Below are 793 nucleotides of genomic sequence, written 5' to 3'. Positions count from 1 at the left end.
CTGCCGATGACAAATCGGAGGAAGGTGGGGATGACGTCAAATCATCATGCCCTTTATGTCCTGGGCTACACACGTGCTACAATGGTTGGTACAGAGGGAAGCTATATAGTGATATAATGCAAAACTCCAAAGCCAATCCCAGTTCGGATTGTAGGCTGCAACTCGCCTACATGAAGTCGGAGTTGCTAGTAATCGCGGATCAGAATGTCGCGGTGAATGCGTTCCCGGGTCTTGTACACACCGCCCGTCACACCATGGGAGTTGATAATACCCGAAGCCTGTGACCTAATTGAGGAGCAGTCGAAGGTAGGATTGATGACTGGGGTGAAGTCGTAACAAGGTAGCCGTATCGGAAGGTGCGGCTGGATCACCTCCTTTCTAAGGAGTGCTAACTCAACAAGTATTTACTTTAAGGTTCATTAAATTATGAACTTTTAGTTTTTATAAACTGAAGTTTGCACAGTCGATTAACGAATCGACATATGAACATTGAAAATCGAATAACAGTATATATTTCCGGTCAAGAAACTAAGGGCGCAAGGCGGATGCCTTGGCACCAGGAGGCGAAGAAGGACGTGACAAGCAACGAAAACCTCGAATAGGAGCAAATATCCAGTAACTCGGGGGAATCCGAATGGGGAAACCTACTAGACACACTCTAGTATCCATACGTAAATACATAGCGTATGGAGGCGAATGTTCTGAACTGAAACATCTAAGTAGGAACAAGAAAAGAAAGAAAACTCGATTCTCCAAGTAGCGGCGAGCGAACAGAGAACAGCCCATTAAAGTA

General features: G+C 45.4%; 2 rRNA genes. Both read left to right on the top strand.

Annotation, left to right across the window (positions count from 1 at the left end):
• Window positions 1–378 (top strand): 16S ribosomal RNA (locus tag ACU68W_RS09225); the annotation flags it as partial.
• Between the two features lie 140 nt (window positions 379–518).
• Window positions 519–793: ribosomal RNA gene (locus ACU68W_RS09220) — 23S ribosomal RNA — on the top strand; the annotation flags it as partial.

The sequence above is a fragment of the Finegoldia sp. P2-F-LR genome (assembly GCF_052932265.1).
The sequence above is the reverse complement of the archived record's forward strand: the minus strand, read 5'-3'. Positions and strand labels throughout refer to the sequence as shown.